The sequence below is a fragment of the Xylanibacter oryzae DSM 17970 genome (assembly GCF_000585355.1).
Lineage (GTDB): Bacteria > Bacteroidota > Bacteroidia > Bacteroidales > Bacteroidaceae > Prevotella > Prevotella oryzae.
Genome location: NZ_KK073873.1, coordinates 225,035 through 248,284 on the forward strand (window position 1 = coordinate 225,035; position 23,250 = coordinate 248,284).

Annotated in this window: 13 protein-coding genes; 10 read left to right on the forward strand and 3 right to left on the reverse strand. The window is 35.4% G+C overall.

Annotated features, from left to right (window positions below):
- Window positions 1–4 precede the first annotated feature (4 nt).
- The 7 genes from XYLOR_RS00775 to XYLOR_RS00805 all read left to right on the forward strand — a co-directional run bounded on the left by XYLOR_RS00775 (window position 5) and on the right by XYLOR_RS00805 (window position 17,556).
- A complete protein-coding gene (locus tag XYLOR_RS00775) occupies window positions 5–1,453 on the forward strand; it encodes a cellulase family glycosylhydrolase (RefSeq protein ID WP_036876102.1) in 1,449 nt (482 codons plus the stop codon).
- Window positions 1,454–1,602: 149 nt separating this feature from the next.
- Entirely contained in the window at window positions 1,603–5,697 is a 4,095-nt protein-coding gene (locus XYLOR_RS00780) for a hybrid sensor histidine kinase/response regulator transcription factor (RefSeq protein WP_051508806.1), read from the forward strand.
- 97 nt (window positions 5,698–5,794) lie between these two features.
- A complete protein-coding gene (locus XYLOR_RS00785) occupies window positions 5,795–8,692 on the forward strand; it encodes a glycoside hydrolase family 31 protein (RefSeq protein ID WP_036876103.1) in 2,898 nt (965 codons plus the stop codon).
- A gap of 4 nt (window positions 8,693–8,696) precedes the next feature.
- A complete protein-coding gene (locus XYLOR_RS00790) occupies window positions 8,697–11,186 on the forward strand; it encodes a glycoside hydrolase family 2 TIM barrel-domain containing protein (RefSeq protein ID WP_036876105.1) in 2,490 nt (829 codons plus the stop codon).
- A 16-nt stretch (window positions 11,187–11,202) separates the two neighbouring features.
- Window positions 11,203–13,395: a glycoside hydrolase family 3 C-terminal domain-containing protein gene (locus tag XYLOR_RS00795; RefSeq protein ID WP_036876106.1), complete on the forward strand. Its 2,193-nt coding sequence runs from the start codon at window positions 11,203–11,205 to the stop codon at window positions 13,393–13,395.
- A gap of 52 nt (window positions 13,396–13,447) precedes the next feature.
- Complete coding sequence (locus XYLOR_RS00800) at window positions 13,448–15,763, forward strand: glycoside hydrolase family 31 protein (protein ID WP_084608497.1); 2,316 nt, start codon at window positions 13,448–13,450, stop codon at window positions 15,761–15,763.
- A gap of 464 nt (window positions 15,764–16,227) precedes the next feature.
- Window positions 16,228–17,556 carry a glycoside hydrolase family 28 protein gene (locus XYLOR_RS00805; RefSeq protein ID WP_084608498.1) on the forward strand — a complete coding sequence of 443 codons (1,329 nt, stop codon included), beginning with the start codon at window positions 16,228–16,230 and terminating at the stop codon, window positions 17,554–17,556.
- A 178-nt stretch (window positions 17,557–17,734) separates the two neighbouring features.
- On the opposite strand, the gene XYLOR_RS00810 is transcribed toward XYLOR_RS00805, so the two are convergent.
- Together XYLOR_RS00810 and XYLOR_RS00815 are read right to left on the reverse strand one after the other, a co-directional pair.
- Complete coding sequence (locus XYLOR_RS00810; protein WP_051508807.1) at window positions 17,735–18,334, reverse strand: DUF4230 domain-containing protein; 600 nt, start codon at window positions 18,332–18,334, stop codon at window positions 17,735–17,737.
- Window positions 18,315–18,998 carry a DUF4230 domain-containing protein gene (locus tag XYLOR_RS00815; protein WP_036876107.1) on the reverse strand — a complete coding sequence of 228 codons (684 nt, stop codon included), beginning with the start codon at window positions 18,996–18,998 and terminating at the stop codon, window positions 18,315–18,317. The genes XYLOR_RS00810 and XYLOR_RS00815 overlap by 20 nt, the downstream gene beginning before the upstream one ends.
- A gap of 159 nt (window positions 18,999–19,157) precedes the next feature.
- Between XYLOR_RS00815 and XYLOR_RS00820 the strand changes: the two genes are divergently transcribed.
- The gene (locus XYLOR_RS00820) at window positions 19,158–19,655 is read left to right on the forward strand and encodes a DUF4890 domain-containing protein (protein WP_084608499.1); all 498 of its coding nucleotides are present in this window, start codon (window positions 19,158–19,160) and stop codon (window positions 19,653–19,655) included.
- A gap of 141 nt (window positions 19,656–19,796) precedes the next feature.
- On the forward strand, window positions 19,797–20,369 hold the full coding sequence (locus tag XYLOR_RS00825; RefSeq protein ID WP_036876109.1) for a DUF4738 domain-containing protein: 573 nt from the start codon (window positions 19,797–19,799) through the stop codon (window positions 20,367–20,369).
- Here the strand turns inward: XYLOR_RS00825 and XYLOR_RS00830 are convergent.
- A complete protein-coding gene (locus XYLOR_RS00830) occupies window positions 20,366–21,100 on the reverse strand; it encodes an inorganic diphosphatase (RefSeq protein WP_036876112.1) in 735 nt (244 codons plus the stop codon). The genes XYLOR_RS00825 and XYLOR_RS00830 overlap by 4 nt on opposite strands.
- A gap of 174 nt (window positions 21,101–21,274) precedes the next feature.
- Between XYLOR_RS00830 and XYLOR_RS13190 the strand changes: the two genes are divergently transcribed.
- Window positions 21,275–23,245 carry an ATP-binding protein gene (locus XYLOR_RS13190; protein WP_169730540.1) on the forward strand — a complete coding sequence of 657 codons (1,971 nt, stop codon included), beginning with the start codon at window positions 21,275–21,277 and terminating at the stop codon, window positions 23,243–23,245.
- The last annotated feature ends 5 nt before the right edge of the window (window positions 23,246–23,250 follow it).

Consider the following 23,250-nt stretch of genomic DNA (forward strand, 5'->3'; position numbering starts at 1 on the left):
AATTATGAAAATTAGGAGTGTTTTTTCAATTATTCTAATATTGCTTGAAGCTATGACCATTCAGAGTTGTAGCACTAGCAATGATACTGTTACTGCATCTGAACTTGACGTTTACAAGGATAGTGTATCTATAAATACCCTTGATTTCCCAATATCATCAGGATCTGCAGTTGTAGGAATAAAATGCGACGCAGATTGGAATGCAGAGGTTCTTGATACATCATGGGTTAATATATCTAACCATGCCGGTTATGGATATGCAGACAAATGGTCTTATATAAAAGTAGCAGTATCTCGAAATGCAACAACAAAACGTTCAACTCAACTGATAATTAGTTCAGGTAATTTATCTAAAGTCGTAAAAATAAACCAAAATGGAGCAACTATGGATTCAGGAGATCCTTTTGAAAGTGCATACTCGCTTGTAAGTAACATCAAACTTGGTTATAATTTAGGTAATACACTTGATGCAAATCCTGATATTAACCAGTCATGGTTTAATCCAAAAACGGTGTACGATTGGGAAACATCATGGGGACAGCCAATAACAACACAGGCAATGATCGATGCGATAACAACTAAAGGATTTAATATTATTCGTGTTCCTGTAACATGGTATCCACATATTGATACAGATGGCAATGTAGATGAGGCTTGGATGAACCGCGTTGAAGATGTTGTAAAGTATGTCTTAAAATCAGGTGCATATTGTATATTGAATGTTCAACATGATTGCGGAGCAAAGGATGCGAGTCGTAAAGATGACGCAGGGTGGCTCGTGTGTGATGCCAACAGATATAGTGCTATAAGTACAAGGTTAAAATCACTTTGGAAACAGATTGCAACTCGTTTTAAAGATTATGATGAAAAACTGATTTTCGAGGCCTTTAATGAAATCCTTGATTCGAAATACGAGTGGGGTGATCCTACAGATGCAAATGCTTGCATGATAGTGAATAAGCTAGAGCAGGATTTTGTTGATGCAGTAAGAGCTACAGGTAGTAAAAATGAATATAGAAATCTTGTTTGTAATCCATATGGTGCGGGTAGTACTATTCCTAAATTGAAAGGTTTTGCTGTTCCAAACGATAAGCATCCTAATCATATAGTAGCTTCTATTCATTCTTATGATCCTTATAACTTCTGCAATGATGCAGGCACAAATAATATTTCAGTATTTGATTCATCCTGTGAAAAAGAAGTCTCAGATGTTATAACACGTACCTCTAATCGTTTTGATGATCTTGGCATTCCATTCTTTTTTGGAGAGTTCGGAGCAATAGACGAAAAAAAGAGCATGAGTGAACGTATTAAATACGCAAAATATGCGATTACTCAGATGCGCGCAAAAGATACAACAGGCCTTTGGTGGATGGGACTTTATGATCGTAATAAGAATACTTGGTATGAGAGTGAAATAGTAGATGCTCTTCTAGGGGTATCAAGTAAGTAGTGATAATGATTGTTTGATATGTGATAAAAGAGCTGCCATATAAAAAGGCGGCTCTTTTTGGATTGAATATTTATAAAAAAACGACATGTTTTTTCCTTAAATCACACTTTTGTACTATATTTGCAAATGTTATTCCTACAAATAGATATATGAGAAAACAAATATATATATTGACAATAATATTTATTATAGTCTTTGGATGTGATGCGAATGCAAATATCGGAGATATTAAATTCAGGAGACTTGATACTACTGATGGCTTGTCAAATAGTCAAGTAAATTATGTATTTAAAGATTCTCATGGCTTTATGTGGTTTGCTACAGCTTCAGGATTGGACCGTTATGATGGTTTTAGATTTAAAACGTTTTATTCTCAGCATAAAAATCTAAAATCAATATTAGATAATAATGTTGATAATATTTGTGAGGATGCTGAAGGTTATTTGTGGATACATACATCACGGGGCTATTGCGTATTTAATCCAAGAACTGAAACTTTTGAGAGAGATATGAATGTTTGGCTTAAAAAGTATAATATTCATGGCAATATTAATAACGTATATATAGACAAGTTTAAAAATATATGGATCATAATATATGGCCAGGGCTGTTATTTCATATCAAAAAGAGATCAATCTGTATTTTTGTTCAAATATGGTAAGAATGGAGCAAAAACGATACCAGAGGGGAATATTAATTCTATCACAGAATTTAGAAATAGCGTGTTGATGAGTTATAATGATGGTAAATTTATAAGTCTGAATGGACATGAACATAGAAGGCAGTGGACTGATACATATATAAGCAAAAAAGTTGGTATAACCCAGGGATATAATATTTTTACTGATCGAGACTGTAATTATTATATATGTACTAATGGGAATTTTTATGTTTATATGCAGAAAACCCGCAAATGGTACAGCTCCTTGTCTGATATGTTAAGGAATTTTGATATTATTCCTCCATCTGAAAATATTTTGGTAAAGAATGTAAAGCAGGATAAATATGGTAATTTATGGATTGCAACTGATCATAAAGGAGTAATAGTTGTTAATCTTAAACGTCGATATTTGAAGTCATATTATTATGATAAGGATAATATAAATAGTATTCCGGACAATACCCAACAGTCTATATTCATAGATAACAATTATACTGTGTGGATTGGAACATATAAAAACGGTGTAGCATATTATTCAGATTACATAAAGAAGTTCCAGCTACTTGCACTGGGAGATATAACATCAATGTCTCAAGATAAGAGTGGACTTATCTGGTGTGGAAGTAATGATAATGGCATATTGTCTTATAATCCGATCACAAATGAGACAAAACACTATGGACGGAAAGAAAATAAGTTGCAGTCGGATATTATAGTATGTTGCAAGGCAACAAGCGATGGTTCTATTTGGTTCGGCAGCTATAATGGAGGTCTAACGCGTTATAAAAATGGTGAATTTACTCCATATAGGTATACCGGTAAAACAAATGGACTGGCTAACAAAAGTGTTTGGTCATTAGAGGAAGACAGCCAAGGAAATATATGGATAGGTACTTTAGGTTCAGGACTTCAATGTCTTAATCCTAAAACAGGAACGTTTACAACTTATAATAGTCATAATTCAGGTTTAGCTTCTGATTATTTGTCATCACTCTCGATTGGTAAAAACCATGATATTGTTATAGGTCATTCTGTTAATTTTTCAATAATGGATCTTAATACTCATAAGATAAAAAATTATTCTTCAACGAGAGGTAATGAGGAGTTCTCAAGTGGGTTTGTAAACCAGATATTTGTTGACAGTCGTGGCTTGATATGGAATGGTACATCATCTGGTATGAATGTTTACGATCTTCGTACAGACCAACTTACTATTTTGGATAGAACCTCAGGATTAAGCGGATCAGAAATATGTTCAGTAACGGAAGACGTAAATCACAATATTTGGTTATCAACAGATAAGGGCGTTTCTAATATTAAAGTATACAGAAATGAAGGTAAATGGGATTTTACTGTGTATAGTTTTAATGAAATAGATGGATTACAGAATAGACAATTTAATCAGCGTTCTATATTGCAGGCAAAAAATGGAGATATTTATATTGGTGGTCAGGATGGAGTGAATGTTGTATCACCCAATATTCTGCACCTGGGTAAAACTCCTAGTAGGGCTGTCTTCAGCGGATTAGTAGTCTTTGATCATCTAATCAATGTAAATGAAAAGTTCAATGGTCATGTCATTCTAAAAGAAGCGTTGAATGAAAGTAAAAAACTTGTATTAAACTACGATGACAAAGCATTTACAATACAAATGGCATCAAATAATTGCACCTTACCGGAAAATACAAGATTCCTTTATAAATTAGAAGGTTTCAATGATAAATGGATGCAAACTGTTCCATCTCAGGCTGGTATTTCATTCACAAATCTTTCGCCAGGTGTTTATAAGTTGCTTGTAAAGGTTGTTAATGGTGATGGATATGTCAATAAAGAAGTAAGTTCTCTAGATATAACCATAAGGTCTCCTTTTTACAGTACGATATGGGCTTATATGCTTTATGCAATATTAATAGCTATAATACTATGGTATATAAGACGGTTTAGAATGCGTAGACAAGAGGCTGAAGATAAAATACGCCAAGTCCGTATTGAGTCTGAAAAAAAACATGAAATAGATGATATGAAACTTCGTTTCTTTACAAATGTAAGTCATGAACTACGGACACCTCTAACGTTAATTATCTCACCTATAATATCAATGATAAAGGATGAAACAGACGATGATAAACGAAGAAAATTGATGATGATTCATCGAAATTCAGAGAGATTGCTTACATTAGTTAACCAATTGCTTGATTTCAGACGTGCTGATATGAACAAACTGCAACTTAATTTACTAACTGGCGATATAATAAATTTCTTAAGCAATATTTGCAACTCCTTTTTGTTGCTGGCAGAGAAAAAGATACATTTTTCATTCAAGTCTTCCATACCATCTCTAAGGATGTCTTTTGATGACGATAAGATAAGTAAGATAATGAATAATTTATTGTCTAATGCTTTCAAATTTACTCCTGAAGGTGGTTCTGTTTCAGTGACTGTTAATATAAAAACTCTTTCTGATACTCAAAAAGAGCAGGCTGGTATTCTTGTAATAAAGATTATGGATACAGGCATTGGCGTTAGTGATAATGATAAACAGCATATCTTCGACAGATTCTATCAAGTAGATGGTAACCATGAGAATTCTTTCGGTGGTAGTGGGGTAGGCTTGAATCTTGTAAAAGACTTTGTTGAAATGCATGGTGGTAGTGTGCATGTAGAAGATAATCCTGGTGGAGGTTGTTTGTTCTTTGTCGAGATTCCTATAAGGCATGATTCTTCACTCAAAGAGATTATCAATGATACTCCTTTAATATCTATTAAGAACAAGCTTGATGATAATGATATAAATAAGGCAAAAGAGGAAGTTTCGCAAGTAAATAAAGAATATGAAGTACTTATTGCTGATGATAGCGATGATTTTTTGGAGTTTATGAACGAAGAATTAAGTCGTTACTATAAAGTGAGACTAGCACGTGATGGTAGAGAAGCGTATGAAATGATTAAAGTTAAAAAACCGGATATAATTCTTAGTGATGTAATGATGCCAGAGATAAATGGAAATGAATTGTGTAGGATGCTAAAGGCTGATCCTGATACAGAAGGCATACCATTTATGATGCTTACAGCTCGCCTTGCAGATGAGCATAAAGTTCAAGGTATGGAGAGTGGAGCTGATGATTATATTACAAAGCCTTTTAATCTTGATCTATTGAATTTAAGAATAAATAATCTTATTAAATGGCATAATTCTTCTAACCATAATAGGGCGCATCTGCAACCTCATATTAAGGATGTACATATCACATCTCTTGATGAAAAACTGATACAGAAGGCGACTGATTATGTAGAACAGAATTTATCAGACACAGACCTTACTGTTGAGCAACTTAGCAGTATCTTAAATATGTCACGTGTGCATTTATACAAAAAAATGCTTTCAATAACAGGAAATACACCTTCTGAATTCATTCGAACTATAAGACTAAGATATGCAGAACGCCTACTCTGTGAAAGTCAATTGAGTGTAAGTGAAATTTCTTATCAAGTCGGGTTTAACAATCCTCGCTATTTCTCGAAGTACTTTAAAGAAATGTATGGTGATATGCCTTCTCATTATAAGGAGAAAAATGGTAAATAACATAATATATAACAAATAATACACATCTTAGTAACATTTTATATTATTATATTTGGATAGAAATAGTATCTTTGCATTGTGAATAATATAAAATTTTATGAAGAGCGCAAAAATACTAATTTCAACTATTCTGCTTGCTTGTACAACATCGATTGCAACCGCAGCTGATTTTATTAAGAATGGTAATGTGGTTACCGTAAATATTAACGTAAATGGAAATGGAGCAAAACTATTACGCTTGCAGGTCGTAAACGACAACATCATACGTGTAGAGGCTACAGCTGAAAACCAATTTCCAGTTAAAACCAGTCTTATAATAGTTCCACAAACAGCCAAACCGCAGTTCTTTGTTAACGAAGATCGTTCTGTTATCAAAATAAAGGCTAAAAATGTTGAAGCAGATATAGATAAACTTTCTGGTCGTATAACCTTCTTTGATAGTACAGGTAAATTGCTGCTTAAAGAAGCTGTTAACGGTAAAACTTTTAAACCGTATACTGTACCACAGTCTAATATCGGTATTGGCACTCTGACAGATAACCAAAAGAAGGGATGGTCATGGAGAGCTCTTTTTGAGAGTCCTTCTGATGAAGCCTTTTATGGACTTGGACAGCACCAGTCTGAAGAGTTTAATTACAAAGGAAAAAATGAGGAACTTTTTCAATATAACACAAAAGTATCTGTACCATTTGTAATGAGTAATAAGAACTACGGTCTTTTGTGGGATAGTTATTCTCTTTGCCGCTGGGGAAATCCTGATGATTATGAGCAACTCAACCACGCTTTCAGACTATATGACAAAAATGGAAATCCTGGTAATTTGACTGGTATATATACAGCAGCAGATGGCAACCAACTTTTAAGGGGTGAAGATTCTTTATATTTTGAGAATTCTTCAGTTATTGGAAATCTCCCAAAAGGGTTCCCCTTAAACGGATCTAACGTTGTTTATGAAGGTTATCTAGAAGCATCACAAAGTAGTGATTATCATTTCATTCTTTATTACGCAGGATATACAAAAGTCTATATTGGAGGAAAAGAAGTTGTTCCAGAACGTTGGCGTACAGCTTGGAATCCTAATGCATATAAGTTTGTCTACCATCTTGATAAAGGTGTTAAAACACAAGTCCGAATAGAGTGGCAACCTGATGGTGGGGTTTCTTATTGTGGATTGCGTGTAGCTAAACCAATGAAAGATGATGAACAGAATATGCTTTCAATATGGAGCGAAATGAATCGTGATATGGATTATTACTTTATTGCAGGTAATAACATGGATCAAGTAATAAGTGGCTATCGTACATTGACAGGTAAAGCCCCTGTATATCCAAAGTGGGCTCTCGGATTTTGGCAGAGTCGTGAACGATATAAAACATCTGAAGAAGTAGAAAGTACACTCTCTGAATTTCGTAAGCGTCATATACCAATTGACAATATAGTACAAGATTGGAATTATTGGAAGAATGATCAATGGGGTAGCCATCAGTTTGACGAAACGCGTTATCCCAATCCGGAGGCAATGCTAGATAGTGTGCATGCTATGCATGGAAAATTTATGATTTCGGTATGGCCTAAATTCTATTGTAATACAGAAAACTATAAAGAACTAGATTGTAATGGGTGGATGTATCACCAAGCTGTAAAGGATTCTATTTATGACTGGCTAGGATATATGGGTTCTTTTTATGATGCATATTCTGCAGGAGCCCGTAAAATGTTTTGGAAACAGATGAATGAGAATATGTATAAGAAATACAATTGTGGAATAGATTCATGGTGGATGGATGCCAGTGAACCCAATGTTCGTGACTGTACTCCTATTGGATACCGTAAGGCGCTTAGCGGTCCAACGGCTCTTGGTTCCAGTACTGAATATTTTAATGCCTATTCTCTTGTAAATGCTGATGCTATATATAACGGACAACGCTCTGTTCAACCTAACAAACGTGTATTCCTTCTTACTCGTAGCGGATTCGCAGGAGAGCAACGTTATAGTACAGCTACATGGAGTGGAGATATCGGAACACGTTGGGAGGATATGCGCGCTCAGATGACAGCCGGACTCAATTATTCTATGTGTGGTCTGCCTTTTTGGGGAATGGACCAAGGTGGATTCTGTGTTGAAAATAGATATGTTGCAGCACAAAAGTTATATGATAAGACAGGGATCGAAAATGATGACTTAAAAGAATGGCGTGAGTTGCAGACACGCTGGAATCAATTTGGATGTTTCATACCTCTTTATCGTACACATGGACAATGGCCATTACGTGAATTATGGAATATAGCACCTGATGATCATCCTGCATATAAGAGTATTCTTTATTATGACAAACTGCGTTATAATCTTATACCATACCTATATTCAATGACAGGTTGGGTTAACATTAAAGACTATACTATGTTACGTGGTTTGGTAATGGATTTCTCTAATGATGCAAATGTCAATAATATAGGCAACCAATGGATGTTTGGACCTGCTTTTATGGCCTGTCCGGTAGGATATTATAAAGCCCGTAATCGCAATGTTTACTTTCCTAAACAGTGTGGATGGTATGATTTGTACACAGGTCGTTATATCAGTGGAGGACAAAATCTAATAGTTGATGCCCCTTATGAACGTATACCTATATTTGTACGTGAAGGTTCTATTATTCCATTTGGTCCTGATATGGAATGGAGTGATCAGAAGAAGCCTGAACTTATAAATCTTTATGTATATGAAGGTGCGGATGCTGATTTTCTACTGTATGAAGATGAAGGTGTAAATTATAATTACGAGAAAGGAAAGTACTCTACTATAGATATCAAATATATAGAGAGTAATAAGACTCTTACAATAGGTAAACGTAATGGTTCTTTTGATGGAATGTTAAACAAACGAAGGTTCAATGTCGTTGTTGTTTCAAAAGATAGGCAAAAATCATTAAACCTTGTAAATCCTGATGGTAAGATGATTAAATATACGGGGAATAAGATAACTATAAAGCTATAGGAAAATGAAAAAGATATTTATTTTTTTTATATTCATCTGTTTCTTTACGAGTGCAGAAGCACGCCAAAAACAAAATTTTGATGCAGATTGGAGCTTTGTTTTGGCAGATAGTGTACAAATGTCTTCACCCCAATATAATGACGGCAGATGGCGAAAGTTGAATTTGCCACATGATTGGTCTATAGAGGGCGACTTCAATGAAAACAACCCTTCTGGTGCCGGAGGCGGTGCTTTACCCGGAGGTGTCGGATGGTATAGAAAGCATTTCGAGATAAATGAAAAAGATAAGTCTTCTCGTTTTTATGTTCATTTTGATGGCGTTTATATGAATTCAACCGTCTATATCAATGGTCATAAGCTTGGTAATAGACCTTACGGTTTCAGCTCTTTTGAATATGATATTACTCCTTTTCTTAAAGTCAATGGAGAGAATATTATTGCAGTTAGAGTAGATAACAGTAAGCAGCCTAATTGTCGTTGGTATAGTGGTAGTGGAATATATAGACATGTTTATCTGCTTAAAACCAATAGTTTACGTATATCCAATTGGGGAACATTCGTGAAAACAGAATCTGTGACAGATAAAAAAGCTATTCTAAAAGTTGATGTAAGATTGAGTAATAGTATTAGAAAGTCTGTTCGTGTACAAGTAACGAATTCATTGCTTGGCGCAGATGGAAAAACCCTTGCGAAGAGCTCTCAAACTGTAATGGTTCCTGGTTCTTCCGACAAGGTGTTGAATCAACAAACGATAACGCTCGAAAATCCTAAACTATGGTACGTTGATAATCCTTATACTTACAAAATAAAAACAGATATAACAGATGGTCATAAACAAATAGATTCATATATTACAACAATAGGCATACGTTCATTTAAGTTTGATGTTCATACCGGCTTTTATTTGAATGGCAAACCTATGAAAATAAAAGGCGTATGTAATCACCATGATTTAGGATGTCTTGGAGCTGCCATTAATGAAGATGCACTTCATAGACAATTGCTGATGCTTAAGAACATGGGATGTAATTCAATACGTTGTTCACATAATCCGCCTGCGCCAGAATTGCTTAATATGTGTGATACAATGGGATTTATAGTCATGGATGAGGCTTTTGATATGTGGCATAGAAAAAAGACACAATATGATTATTCTCAATATTTTGATAAATGGTTTGAACGAGATTTAACTGATATGGTTATCCGTGACCGTAACCATCCTTCAGTATTTATTTGGAGTATAGGAAATGAAGTACTTGAGCAATGGTCTGATGCTAGTTCAGATACATTGAGTATAGAACAGGCTAATCTTATACTTAATTTTGGTCATTCATCATCAACGCTCTCTCAAAATAGAGAAATGAGTGTCAATTCAATGCTTACTAAACGGTTGGCTGATATAGTAAAAAGTCTTGATGATTCTCGTCCGGTTACGGCAGCATGTAATGAATCAAGTCCCAATAATCATCTTTTCAAGAGTGGGGCATTGGATTTAATAGGATACAACTATCATAATCAGAATGCAAAAGATGTTCCTGTCAACTTTCCTGGCAAACCTTTTATTTTCACTGAATCAGTTTCTGCTTTTGCTACAAGAGATTACTATCAGATGCCGAGTGATTCGGTCATAAAAGCGCCAAAACAATGGTGGCTTCCTTATACGGATCCATCTTTTATGTGTAGCAGCTATGATAATTGTCGTGCTTCATGGGGAAATCTTCATGAAGAAACATGGGACTTAATAAAGCATACTCCATTTATAAGTGGAGAATATATATGGACCGGATTTGACTATATTGGTGAGCCAACACCGTATGGATTTCCTGCACGTAGCAGTTATTTTGGAATAATAGATTTGGCAGGTTTTCCTAAAGATATATATTATATGTATCAGAGTGAATGGACCAACAAACAAGTTTTGCATTTGTTCCCTCATTGGAATTGGATTCCGGGTCAGAAAATAGATATGTGGTGTTATTATAATAATGCAGATGAAGTTGAATTATATATAAATGGAATATCACAAGGCATACGCCGAAAAGATACAGATCATCAATATCATGTAATGTGGCCAGTCATATTCCAACCTGGCAACGTTACAGTTGTGGCACGAAAATTAGGAAAGGAAATCGGTCGTCAGACTATAAATACAGCAGGTGCTCCTGATCATATACGTCTTATAAGCGACCGAAGTTCATTGAAAGCTGATGGTAAAAGTTTAGCTTTTGTTACAGTAGAGATTGTAGATAAAGATGGTAATGTTTGTCCTAATGCCGACAATCAAGTATTCTTTACTGTACAAGGTTCTGCAAAAATAGCAGGAGTTGATAACGGAAACCAAACATCAATGGAAAGATTTAAGGCGAATAATCGTAAAGCCTTTTTTGGAAAATGTCTTGTTGTTTTACAGTCTACTAGTACTTCAGGCACGATACAACTAACAGCTAAAAGCGTAGATCTTAAGGATGGGATGATAACATTAACTAACAAATAAGATAGTACATATACAAATGAAGAAATTAACATTATTAGCATTCGCACTTATGTCTGCGTTTACTGCATCTAAAGCTCAAAAAGCTGTTTATCTAGATGCAAAAGCACCATTAGAGCAGAGAGTTCAAGATGCATTGTCTAGAATGACAACACACGAGAAAATCCTTATTTTACATGCTCAGAGCAAGTTTACAACCCCAGGTGTTCCTCGCTTAGGAATTCGTGAGTTGCATTATAGTGATGGCCCTCACGGAGTACGTGCCGAAGTTGATTGGAATTCATGGAATGTCGCTAATTGGAATAACGATTCCATAGTTGCGTTTCCATCATTGACATGTCTTGCTTCAACATGGAATACAGATATCAGTCATCTCTATGGTAATGCAGTAAGTGAAGAATTCGCTTTTCGCAATAAAGATGTAATGTTAGGTCCCGGTACTACAATAGCACGTGTACCATTAAATGGCCGTAACTTTGAATATATGGGTGAAGATCCATATTTGGCTGGAGAGATGGCAACACCTTATATACAGAGTGCTCAGAAAAATGGTGTAGCCTGTTGTCTTAAACACTTCTTTTTGAATAATCAAGAGATAGATAGATTTGCTGTAAATGTCAATGTAGATGAGCGTGCCATAAACGAGATATATCTACCCGCATTTAAAAAATGTGTGCAGAAAGGTGGATTATGGACTATAATGGGATCATACCCACTTTGGAATAATGTACATTGTTGTCAGAATGATTCATTACTTAATAAGATATTAAAAAAGCAATGGGGTTTTGATGGTGCTGTAGTTAGTGACTGGGGTGGCGTAACTGATACATGGCAGGCTGCAACAGGAGGAATGGACATTGAGATGGGATCATATACAAATGGTAAAACAAAAGAGTCAAAATTTGGATATAATAATTATTATCTTGCTGACCCATTCGAAGAGCTAATCAATGAAGGTCGCATACCGATGAGTGTTCTCAATGATAAGGCTTCAAGAGTATTAAGAACAATATTCCGTACATCTATGAATCCTGATAAAGTTATCGGTTCTCAATGTTCAGAAGCTCATTATGAAGCATGTAAACAGATTGGAGAGGAAGGCGTTGTTTTATTAAAGAATAGCAATATACTTCCGATTGTCAAAGGTAAATATAAACACATACTTATAGTTGGAGAAAATGCAACTCGCAGTCTTACCGAAGGTGGAGGATCTTCAGAGCTTAAAACCAAATTTGATATATCTCCATTACAAGGATTAAAGGCTATATATGGAGACAATATAGAATTTGCAAAAGGATATTACTCAGGCCGTGCTCTTTATGACAGAGTCGATCCTTTATCTGCAGATACTTTGGCCTTGCTACGTAACGAGGCTTTAGCAAAAGCACGTAAAGCGGATCTTATAATATATATTGGTGGTATGAATAAAAATACCAATCAAGATTGTGAAGACGGTGATCGTCTTGACTATAATCTTTCATATGGTCAGAATCAACTCATTGCTGATCTTGCGAAGATTCAGAAAAATATTGTAGTAGTTACATTTGGTGGAAACGCTTATGCTACACCTTGGGTCAGTAATGTTAAGGCTCTCGTGCACTGTTGGTACCTAGGTTCAATGGCTGGTGAAACTCTTGCAGATATAATTTCAGGTAAGACAAATCCCAGTGGTAAATTACCTGTAACGTTTGCTGTTAATCAGAAAGATTATCCATGTTTTCAGTTTGGTAAAGAGTCATATCCTGGAGTTAACAAACAGGTATATTATAAAGAAGGTATTTTTGTAGGTTACCGATGGTTTGATACTAAAAATGTAAAACCACGTTTCCCATTTGGATATGGACTTAGTTACACGACATTCAAGTATGGAAAACCTTCACTTTCATCTGCCGAGATATCCAATGATGGTAAGATAACATTGACCACAACGGTTACTAATACAGGAAAACGATTTGGAAAAGAAATCGTAGAGTTGTATATCGGACAAGAAAAATGTAGTGAGGAACGTCCTTTGAAAGAACTTAAGGGATTTAAGAAAATATCATTAAATCCTGGTGAGACAAAAACTGTTACATTTGATATTACTCCAGAAGATCTGCAGTTTTTCAGTGCAAAAAAGCATTCATGGACAGTTGAACCGGGTAAATTCAAAGCTTATGTTTGTGCATCTGAAACAGATATAAGAGGTATTTCTGAATTCAGTTTTAAATAAGAATTATATGGGTGGGCATATCATGCCTACCCATTTTTAAATACCATATACCATGAGAAAAAACATATTATTGTCTTCATTATTGTTATTTTACTGCTGTCTTACTAATGCACAGATACAAACCAATAATGGTGTTCAATATCTTTTGTCACAGCCTAAAGATATGAGTACTGATTTTTGTGATCTATCCAATACCTATTTCTTTGCAGACAGCCTTTCTCAATTCAATCCAACAACAGCGAATGGTACTGTGAAATGGAAACGCTATCGTCTTGTACCACGTCAGGCATTCAATACTAATGTTTATTGGCCGCAACGTCTACAGATGCTAGATTTCCCCAATACGGCATATGACAACGACCCAAAACTTAAGTTCTCTATAGAGTTTGTCACGCCACGCACAGTCAGAATAAAGATGCTGACAACACCAGTTGAACCGAAAGATGATGATGCTAATGACTTGATGCTCTGTAAGGTGCCTACAGTAGACCACACATGGAAAATGTCACAGACAGAAAAGACTATAATATACAGCAGTCAGTACGGTACAATTGAAATAAATAAATACCCATGGCGAATTGTCTTAAAAGATAGTACTGGGAAAGTATTGACCCAGACTAGAACTTATGCAGATGACGACTCTTCACAGATTAAACTTCTTCCTTTCAATTTTATAAAGAGAGGCTCTGATAATTCCAGAAGCATTAATCCAGTTTTCACATTGTCACCTGAGGAAAAGATTTTTGGTTGTGGCGAATCATTTACATCCTTAAATAAAGTAGGTCAGAAAGTTCAACTGTTTGTTACTGATCCTCAAGGTCCTGAATCTGATGGACAATACAAACCAGTACCATTCTTCTTCAGTAATAGAGGGTATGGTATATTCATGCATACATCTGCACCTGTAACGTGTGATTTTGGTTCCAGTTATATAGGGGCCGATCGACTGTTTATGGGTGATGAGAAAATGGATCTTTTTATTTTCTTTGGCAAACCTAAAGATATTCTTAACGAGTATACTGATATAACAGGTAAAAGTCCAATGTTACCATTATGGACATTTGGTACATGGATGAGCAGGATCACATATTTCTCACAAAAAGAGGGATTAGATGTAGCAGAAAACCTGCGGTCTCACCGAATTCCGGCAGACGTAATCCATTTTGATACAGGATGGTTTGGTACAGATTGGCAATGCGACTATCAGTTTGCAAAAGACCGGTTCCCAAATCCTGTATTGATGTTGAAGCAGATGAAAGAAATGGGATTCCATGTTGATCTCTGGCAACTACCATATTTTACTCCCAAAAATAAATTCTTTAAAGAATTAGTAGATAATAATATGGAAGTTAAAAATGCCGCAGGAGGGATGCCTTACGAAGATGCTGTGCTTGATCTGTCAAACCCTTCTACTGTAAAATGGTATCAGGATAAGATCGCCGGTCTTATCAAACAAGGGGTGAGTGCTATAAAATGTGATTTCGGAGAAGCAGCTCCATTAAATGGGATATACTATAGTGGTAAAGGTGGACTATACGAGCATAACCTTTATCCTTTAAGATATAACAAAGCACTATGGGAAGCTGTTAAGCAGTATTCAGGTGATGGCGTAATATGGGCAAGAAGTGCATGGGCCGGTTCTCAACGTTATCCCATTCATTGGGGAGGTGATGCAGCTACTACAAATACAGGGCTTATTGGTGACTTGCATGGAGGATTAAGTATTGGCCTTAGCGGATTCTCATTTTGGAGTCATGATATGGGCGGCTTTGTTACCGCATCCCCAGAAGATATATACCGTAGATGGTTGCCTTTTGGATTTTTGTCATCCCATACACGTGCCCATGGTGCACCTCCTAAAGAACCCTGGTTGATAAGCGATAGTTTTACAGATGCTTTCCGTGATTGTGCAGAGATGAAATATAAACTTATGCCTTATGTTTATGCTCAGGCAAAGGACTGTACTGAGAAAGGCCTCCCTATGGTTCGCGCTTTGTTTGTTGAGTTTCCAGATGATCCGGGCGCATGGCTTGTCGAAGATGAATATCTGTTCGGTAGTCAAATATTAGTAGCTCCTCTTTTAGAGAGTGGTGATTCAAGAATTTGCTATCTACCAAAGGGTAAGTGGATAGACTATCAGAATGGAACCGTATATGATGGCGGATATCAAACTATAAAAGTAGGGAAAATACCAGCAGTGATACTTGTAAGGGATGGAAGTCTTATTCCACATGTTCCTTTAGCTCAAAGCACTGACCAGATAGATTGGACTAAAGTAGAAATGAAAGAATATAAAGCATCAGCTACCAAGTGTACAGGGCTGATCTATAAACCAGGTGATAAATATGTAAAGACAGTTATAAGATAAATATTAAGCAAAACTGCTTTTTTAACATTGTGCCATTGTGCTAAATATCGGTTTCTTGTGCCGATTTCGCGCAAAATCCAAATAAAAGCTTCAATGCAAACGTTTGCATTAAAGTTTTGAGATTTTTTTTGCCTAAATATTTGTTGGTTATTTTTATTATCCATATATTTGCCACATACAAAACGAGATAAATATAATTTTTAAAATGATTAATTATCTATTAGATTTATTTTACGAGAGATTTCGATAAAACCCTGGTGGCTGTGGTAGTTATCAGGGCTTTTTATGTAACATTGTATAGTTGACATATGGAAAATATGTTAAACTTTATCTGCAAAGCGATTGAATCATCATATTTTATTATTATTTTTGTGAATTGCAATATCATCCATTTATGTCTTTTATGTTATACATTTGATTAGAATAATAAATCAAAATACTATATAATAACTAATAAACTAACAATGAAAAAATTAGAAAAATTAAGAATGACCGTACTTTTATTTGCGGTATCCATTTCCATTTCTGTTATGGCACAAGAAAAATTGCCTTTTGATATGCCCGATGTCCAATTGCCTGCTTTTTCTCAGCGCATTGTTAATATTAAAGACTTCGGAGCTGTTGGCGATGGAGTGACACTTAATACCGGTGCAATACGTGATGCTATAGATAAATGTGCTGCCGATGGTGGTGGAACTGTTGTTATGCCACGTGGCTTATGGCTTACAGGCCCTATCACAATGAAGAGCAATATAAATCTGCACGCTGACAAGGGTGCATTGATAATATTTAGTAAGAACCATTCTGATTATTTCATTGGCGATAATGCACGTAATGCGGTTTCACCAATAAATGGGAACGAACTTACTAATATAGCCTTTACTGGTGAAGGTATATATGATGGAGTAGGAGATACATGGCGACCAGCAAAGAGGGACAAGTATACAGACAGTCAGTGGAAAGAAATGACTGCTACTGGTACTTTGGATAATAATGGAATATTATGGCCAAATGGTGTAGACCCACAAAAGGATCTACGTCCATATATGGTATTACTTAATAAGTGTAAAAAAGTGCTCTTTGATGGACCTACATTCCAGAATTCTCCTAAGTTTGTTATCGTTCCACGTACATGCGAAGATCTTACTATTCGTAATTGTAAGGTTCTTAATGAATGGTCTGCTCAGAATGGTGATGGCATAGATATATGCTCATGTAAGAACGTAAACATAACCAACTGTATACTCAATGTTGGTGATGACGGTATTTGTATGAAATCTAGTGGAAAAAGTATTCAACCTGCATTGCAAAACGTTGTTATAACAGATTGTACTGTATACCATGCTCATGGAGGATTCGTAATAGGAAGTAATACAGATGGAGGTATGCATAATATCTATGTAAGCAACTGCAACTTTATGTATACCGATGTCGGTCTACGTTTCAAGAGTGCTCGCGACCGTGGTGGATTGGTTGATAATATATTTGTTAACGGAATATATATGAAGGATATTCAGAATGAGGCTATACTCTTCGATACATATTATGAGAATAAGGAGATAGGAAAACCTGAAATTAAGACTGTTACTGATAAGACGCCACATTTCTGTAAGTTTAAAATAGAAAACGTATTCTGCAACGGTGCCAAACAAGCGATAAGGTTGGCCGGATTACCAGAGATGCCAATTGAGGATGTAACGTTTTCTAATATTACTATTACCGCGAAGAAAGGTTATACCGAAACTTATACTAATAATATAAAACAGAATAATGTCAAGATTATAATAGAGTAAAATAACTAGTGTTAATGTATTAAGAGCACTTGATTCTACCATATAATCTTCAAACAGTGAAACTTATATGGTAGATTTTTATTTTATTCAAAGTCAATTTGATAGCTGTAAACAACTTCTTGGGATAATTTATTCGGATTAATAAGAAAAACATGAGTGTGCCTATAAGCAAGATTATCTATTTATCTGAAAATCTAATTTTTATATTTTCATATCTCATGTTTTTAAATAGACTGTATAATTGTCTGCCGGCGTTATATTCCGCACTTTTTTTATTTTCATGCGTAAGACATTTTTCCTTCATCAGGAGGTAAGCCCTATTATACATATCCTGCTTATCATTCTCAGTCCATCTTCCACTTTCGAAGAACGATATCGTTCTTGCTTCATCAATAAAATCATTGTCTAGTAATGTAATTGGTGGCAAAATCACTTCAATATCTTTATCCTTTATTTTTATCCAATGCGGTCCAACCTTATGCATATCAATCCCCATGCGTAGTGTTCCGTAATATATTCTTATCAGTTCGTCATCACTAAATATACCTTTCCTTATGGTATCCACCATTTCTTCATCACTTACAGCAAGAAATTCCCACTGTCCGATATTCTTTATGGCAGCTATTTGTTCAGGCGTTATGTTTATTTTATCGTCAGTACTGATCTTAACTGAGTTGTGGTGCGAACAACTTATAAAGTATACAAGTATTATAATGGTAATGACAAGAGCACATACCACAGCCATCCATCTTAAGGTACTAATTTTGGGTATTCTCATTTCCTATAGTCGTTTTATCTAACAGTCCAGGAAGGTCATTTATTTTAAATTCCTTACGGAAAGTGATCGTTATGTCTTGTTCTTTATATCCCATCTGTCTGCACATCGGTATTAATATTCTGGCAGCATTATCCCGTGCCAATTCTATAATTCCAAGATAAGGTATACTTTGTATTATTGAGGCACGTCCCTGTTTCTCATAGTTTGTCATCTCCTCATCACTGAAGTTGCTGCGGGTTATAGCTACAAACTTTTTTACATTTTTGTGGTCTATTTTACTACTTGTGAGAATAACCTTTGGATCTGGCAGTATAATCTCAATTTTATTGCCACTTTTTTTTATGTTTGATTCTGAAAATTTACCGAAATCAATATACGCTTTTAACGTAGCATCCATTGGTATTGCTATTTTTCGTTTCCCCAGAGGAAGATTAATATTGAAGTCGTGGCTCAGAAACGAACCTTTTAGTTTCATTATATCATCGTGGGTAATAATCTTGTGTATATGGTATTCTGCAGTATACAATTTTGAACATTTTTGTATCTGCATTATCATCATCGGTATCGTGTCTTGCTGCTTATGTATATCTGCAGAGGTTTTCTTTTCTGAGCAGGAACCTAATGCGAGTGCTGCAAAAGTTAAAAATAGTATTACCTTTTTCATTTCGCTTGATATTTATGGCAAAGATAGTAAAAAAATGCCGTATTGTTGGTTAGTGTATTTATTTTTTCGATTTTAGTTAAACTTTTAGCTGCTGTTTACGTCATATTGATAGTTGCAACACAAAATTAAAACAATAATATCAACTAAAAAAACTGTAAAATGAAAAAATTATTTATAGCTATCGCAGCCGCATTGATGATCTCTTCTGCAACTTATGCACAAGATGAAAATTACAATAATGCACAACATGGAAGATTTGATAAAAAAGAGATGATACAGAGACGTACTGAGCATATGGTTCAAGAGTTTGGACTTGATAATAATCAGGCAAAAAAACTACTGGAACTGAATACTGCTTATGCTGATAAATTGGTAGGCCCTCATATGATGAGTCCTTTTGGAAGACCCGGATTTGGTCGTGGTCCTCAGGGTGGAAATAATAAATTCGGTCCTGATTCAACAAAGGCACGCATGAATCGCCCAGAACTTACTGAAGAACAGAAAGCTAGAATGAACAAATGGCGTGAAGAGGTTGAAGCAAATAATAAATCTTATGAAACAGCTTTACAGGGAATTTTAACTGCTGATCAGTTTAAGGCTTATCAAGACTCTAAAATTAAGATGCATGGAAATTTTAAACAGCATTCTGTAGAGTAAAAAGATACGTAAAACGGATAACACCAGACAGTCATTTAGCAAGCACTAAATGACTGTTTTTTTATACTTTTTTCACTAGATTTGCTCATAGTTCAAATATTTTGTGTAAGTTTGTAGCTCAAATATAAAACCACTTATGTGATGGCAAATACTAATGTACTTGGACTGCTGATGATTGGTGTTTTGATGTTGGCATCATGCGGAAGCAAAAAAAATAATGGGGATATAATAGCTCCGAAACCTATAGAGAAGCATTCAGATAAAATTCTTATGATGCAAAATTATAAGAATACGACCAATCAGAATTGGGCCGGTTCTACATATATAGTATCACTTAGCAGAACTGTTGATAAATCGCTATCTACTGCTGAGGATGAAAATGGCCAAAAGTATTATGATAATAAAATAGATTTGGTAGTATCTAGAAGTGATGGCAGCGTTTTTTTCAAAAAGACTTTTTATAAAACAGATTTTAAACAATATATAGATGACGGCGTAAGCAAAAAGGGTGCTTTGCTTGGGGTCGTTTTCGATAGAGTTGACGGACAGAATTTGATTTTTGGTGCTAGTATTGGTTCACCGGATAAAATAAGTGACGAATTTATTCCACTGGTTGTAAAACTTTCAAAGACAGGTACATTATCTATATCGAAAGATACAGACCTCGATACAGGAAGCGATATTGCAACTGACGAACAGGATGATTCTAACTAATAGTTCATCCAATTAGAAGAGAACAGTTCCCAAGCATCTCTTAATTCTGTCATCTTATCAAAGATAATATCCGCTCCCTCTTTTGCCAACATACTGTCGGGTAGGGGACCTGTATTAACAGCTACGGTAAATATTTTTGCAGCAACAGCAGCTCGGACACCTAGAGGTGCGTTTTCAACTACTATGCCTTCGTATGGTTCTACTCCAGCCTTCATTAGTCCCTTAAGATAAGGTTCTGGATTTGGTTTTCCTCTTTTTACATCAAAACTTGTTACCATTAGGTCTTCTCTGATAAGTTCCGGAAATTCTTCTTCTAGTTTCCCTAATAGTGATTTTTGTCCACTGCCTGTCACAACTACTATTTTCATTCCAGTGGCTTTAATCTTTCTCATCAGCTCCTCAACGCCTTCCATTTTATGGGCTTTAGGACAAGTACTGAAGAAATGGCATTTTTCAGCATATATTTTATCTGCTTCAGCGTCAGTAAGAGCTCTTCCCCATTGTTTGCCGGCTATGTGCTTTATTGTTTCAACACCTCTCATACCTTCGTATTGATAAGCTTCTTCTGGCGACATCTCGATACCGAATTTGGCCATTGACTTATGCCAACTTTGAGCGTGATTTGGCATTGAATCATATAACACACCGTCCATGTCAAAGAGGACTGCTTTTGGCTCAAATTTATTAAACCCGTTTTCAATAAGATATTGCTTGATATTCTTTTCGTACATATTTCAGCTTTATTACAGAGCTGCGAAGTTACTGATTTTATTCCACTTTACCTAAGTCTATAGTAAAATTGCGATGTTAAAGATTATTAACTATTTGATAAAATCTTTATAGTTGTTGATTTTTTATCTATATTTGCACCTTATATCATCATTGAAGATTACGTTATGCAAGGGATGAAGCATTTTATTGCTCTGGCAGCCATATTTTTGATAAGTGTTTGCTTATCAGCAAAAAACAAAAGTTTAGATTTAGGAATTCCCAAAGGACGTCCAATAGTTATTGTTGCTGATTGGAACCAACCTCCTTTTTTCTTTATCGACCAAAAAAATGGTACTCCTAAAGGATATTGTCTTGATTTACTTACTACTGCCTTGGACAAACTTGGGGTAAAATATGTTGTTAAAGTAGAAAGTTGGGATAAAAGTCTTGCAGATTTGGAGTCTGGTAAAGCCGATGTTACCTGTTCGTTTGACACATCCAATCAGAATAAAAAGTTATTCTTTGGTGAAAACATCAAACAGCTTCCTTTTTATATAGTCTGTCGTAAGAATAATCGCGACATACATAATATAGAAGACCTCAACGGCAAGAATGTTATAGTTAGGAAAGGTAGTATAATTAATGGCATCCTGAAAAAAAAGAACATATCATGTAATATCATAGGCGATACTACAATATCAAGAAACCTTGTCAAACTCAATGAAGGTCAATATGATGCTTGTTTCGCTAACAAACTTACATTAGAATATTATATAAAGAATTTAAAACTTGATAATCTTGAATGCAGACCAGTAAGACTTATACAGCAGGAAAATCGTATTGTTGGTAATAATGAGAATCTTGTACTTACCATATCTGATATGCTTTTCAAGATGTCTGTAGACGGTACTTATACAAATCTATCAAAGAAGTGGTTTTATGTTTATCAGGGTGTCAATATACCAACTCCTCTTTATGCAGTGCTAATATGCCTTCTAATAATAGCTGTGGTTTCTGTTATAGTAGTTCGTATCTTAACCAATAAGATAAGGAAGGCTAATGCACGGTTATTAGAGAAAGACCGCCGTATAAAACTGGCTTTGAAGGTTGGTGGAATACGGATTACGGAATATAACAGGAAAACAAATAAGTGTACCGTACTTGAAGGTGACTACAGCGAAAAAACTGTTATGACAGTAGATTATATCATCAATCATGTACATCCAGATGATAAAGAACGATTCTCCAGACTGATGGAAAATGTACAAAGGGGTTTGGTTCCTAAAGATCCTCTGGTATTCCGTTTCAATATAGCGGTAAGGAATCAGTGGCGGTATATACAGATTTACCTTACAAATATAAGAGATTCCCATGGTGGCATAGTTAGGACTATTGGTACACATATGGATATAACTGATCGTGTATTGTCTAGTATGGCATTAAAGGTTGAGAAAGAGAAAGCTCAAAGAGCCGATTATCTAAAGTCTGAGTTTCTTGCCAATATGAGTCATGAGATAAGGACTCCGCTAAATGCTATTATTGGATTCTCTGATGTGATAAGTCAGAAAATAGTCAGTGAGAAGGATATTGAAGAGTGTAGCGCCCTTATACATAAGAATAGCGACATGCTTCTTAATCTTATTAATGACATTCTTGATTTGTCACGTATAGAGAGTGGCGAGTTAGATATTGAAAATACAGAGTTTGATCTAACCGATGCAGTAAGGGGACTTTACCTATCAATAAAAAGCACTCATACCGATGATTCCAAGGTCGATTTCAGAATGTCTCTACCTTATAGCATATGTATTGTCAGTACAGATCGCAGACGAGTATTGCAGATTCTTACTAATTTTGTTACAAACGCATTCAAGTATACCGAAGAGGGGCACATTCTAATCGGCTATGAAAAAGAGAAAAATGGCATAAGGTTATATGTAGAGGATACCGGTAAAGGGCTTCCGGAAAATACAAAGGACAGTGTCTTTACCCGATTTGAGAAGTTGGGCAGTCATAAGCAAGGTACTGGTTTAGGACTTTCAATATGCAAGGCCATTGTTGAACATATGGATGGCCGAATAGGTGTTGATTCTGAAAAAGGAAAAGGCAGCACGTTCTGGGCATGGATTCCAACAGATGTCATCACTCCCAATAACGATAATTAGTTATA

Coding starts and splice junctions, on each gene's coding strand:
- XYLOR_RS00775 (WP_036876102.1), top strand. CDS start 5: ATGAAAATTAGGAGTGTTTTTTCAATTATTCTAATATTGCTTGAAGCT.
- XYLOR_RS00780 (WP_051508806.1), top strand. CDS start 1,603: ATGAGAAAACAAATATATATATTGACAATAATATTTATTATAGTCTTT.
- XYLOR_RS00785 (WP_036876103.1), top strand. CDS start 5,795: ATGAAGAGCGCAAAAATACTAATTTCAACTATTCTGCTTGCTTGTACA.
- XYLOR_RS00790 (WP_036876105.1), top strand. CDS start 8,697: ATGAAAAAGATATTTATTTTTTTTATATTCATCTGTTTCTTTACGAGT.
- XYLOR_RS00795 (WP_036876106.1), top strand. CDS start 11,203: ATGAAGAAATTAACATTATTAGCATTCGCACTTATGTCTGCGTTTACT.
- XYLOR_RS00800 (WP_084608497.1), top strand. CDS start 13,448: ATGAGAAAAAACATATTATTGTCTTCATTATTGTTATTTTACTGCTGT.
- XYLOR_RS00805 (WP_084608498.1), top strand. CDS start 16,228: ATGAAAAAATTAGAAAAATTAAGAATGACCGTACTTTTATTTGCGGTA.
- XYLOR_RS00810 (WP_051508807.1), bottom strand. CDS start 18,334: ATGAGAATACCCAAAATTAGTACCTTAAGATGGATGGCTGTGGTATGT.
- XYLOR_RS00815 (WP_036876107.1), bottom strand. CDS start 18,998: ATGAAAAAGGTAATACTATTTTTAACTTTTGCAGCACTCGCATTAGGT.
- XYLOR_RS00820 (WP_084608499.1), top strand. CDS start 19,158: ATGAAAAAATTATTTATAGCTATCGCAGCCGCATTGATGATCTCTTCT.
- XYLOR_RS00825 (WP_036876109.1), top strand. CDS start 19,797: ATGGCAAATACTAATGTACTTGGACTGCTGATGATTGGTGTTTTGATG.
- XYLOR_RS00830 (WP_036876112.1), bottom strand. CDS start 21,100: ATGTACGAAAAGAATATCAAGCAATATCTTATTGAAAACGGGTTTAAT.
- XYLOR_RS13190 (WP_169730540.1), top strand. CDS start 21,275: ATGAAGCATTTTATTGCTCTGGCAGCCATATTTTTGATAAGTGTTTGC.